This is a genomic window from Ferruginibacter sp. (assembly GCF_031430955.1).
Lineage (GTDB): Bacteria > Bacteroidota > Bacteroidia > Chitinophagales > Chitinophagaceae > Ferruginibacter.
Window position 1 is genome coordinate 1 of sequence record NZ_JANPCM010000079.1, and the last position, 1,627, is coordinate 1,627.

The window sequence follows — 1,627 nt, forward strand, 5'->3', positions numbered from 1 at the left end:
CAGAAATGCAACGGTTACATTTATAAACCGGGATAACAATACCATAATTGCTACTGTACCAGTTGGCCTGGTAAACCCCGGCGACTTTAAAACGGGTACTGCAACCTATAACTATCCCGTAACCATCAGTGGTGATGCACAGCAATTTACCATTGGCATTATTGTTAATAATTATTATTGCCGCAACAGCTCGGATGATAATACGGTTGTAACAGTAGCTAAACCATTAGGTGAATTATTCATCACCGGTGGCGGATACCTCGTTCTTACCAGCTCAGCTGGTATTAAAGCAGGCACGGCAGGCACTAAAAACAATTTTGGTTTCAATGTTAAATACAATAAAGCTAGAACTAACCTGCAGGGTAATATTAATACCATTGTAAGAAAAATGGAAGCAGGTGTAATGCGGGTGTACCAGGTAAAAGGAAATTCCATGACCTCTTTAGCAGTAAATGAAAATTGCCCTAAAACAGCCACCTTTAATGGTAAAGCAAACATTACTGATATCACCAATCCATTGTTGCCGGTTGCGGTAGCAGGCAACGCTGTACTGCAGGTAACCATGACAGATATGGGAGAACCTGGTTCATCTGATAAGATTGCCATTACTGTTTGGGATAAGGATGGTGGTTTGTGGTTTGCCAGTAACTGGAATGGCACTGCCACTGTTGAACAAATACTGGGTGGCGGTAATTTAAAAGTGCACGGCGGTGCACCATGTACCCCAACCTTAACATTAGTGAGCCAGCCTGTAATAACAAAGGCAACAGCCAATCCTTTTAAAGTAAGTGTAAGCCCCAATCCATCAATAACCGATTTCAGGATACAGGTTATCAGCAACAGTAGTGAACCTGTTACAGTTAGGTTAATGGATGTAAATGGAGTAGTGAAAGAACTAAGCCGGGTGTTTACAAAAACTTCGAGCATTAATGTGGGGGCTAACCTGGTTAGCGGAACCTATTTTGCAGAAGTTACCCAGGGTGTCAACAGGCAGGTAGTAAAATTGATAAAACTCAATTAGAATGCCTGTATCAGTTTAAAAAATTTCCGGGAGCTGTTTAATCCAGCTTCCGGTTTTTTTAATCCCGTTTTTAAATTCAAACATTGATGCCTTTATCTATTCAGGATACAATTGTATATTTTTTACTCATAAATAAAATAATCAAAAAATGAAAAAAATGAATCCTTTTAAAGTAGCGACACTTTGTGTTGCCCTGGCTTGCTTAACTCTTGGATGTAATAACGCTGCAGAAGAAAAAGCAGATGCCACCACAGCAACAGAGGCTGCTCCACCTGCTGCTGTTACAACGGATATGACTAAATTAAAAGCAACTATACAGGCTTTGGAAAACAGTTGGGCTGCTGCAGATAATGCCCGTGACACCAATGCAATAGCTGCGTTTTATGCCGACGATGCCATAAGCCTTTCCAATAATAAACCCATGGTAAAAGGAAAAGCTGCTATCCTAAATGATATTAAAGAAGGCCTTGCAAAAAAACCTAAAGGGTCTGTAGTTAGTTACGATGTAATGGATGTATTTGGCAATGAGCAAACTGTTACAGAAACTGGAACATCCACACAAAAAGACGTAACAGGAAAAATGATTAACACGGGCAAATATATGGC

Annotated in this window: 2 protein-coding genes; both read left to right on the forward strand. The window is 40.2% G+C overall.

Annotated elements, in window-relative coordinates; translation table 11 throughout:
• Positions 1 to 1,021, forward strand: a 1,021-nt coding sequence (locus tag ACY65O_RS02160) for a T9SS type A sorting domain-containing protein (RefSeq protein ID WP_462219209.1), incomplete at its 5' end; no start/stop codon positions are given.
• Positions 1,022 to 1,169: 148 nt separating this feature from the next.
• Positions 1,170 to 1,627: YybH family protein (locus ACY65O_RS02165; RefSeq protein WP_462219210.1), on the forward strand; the 458-nt coding region annotated here is incomplete at its 3' end.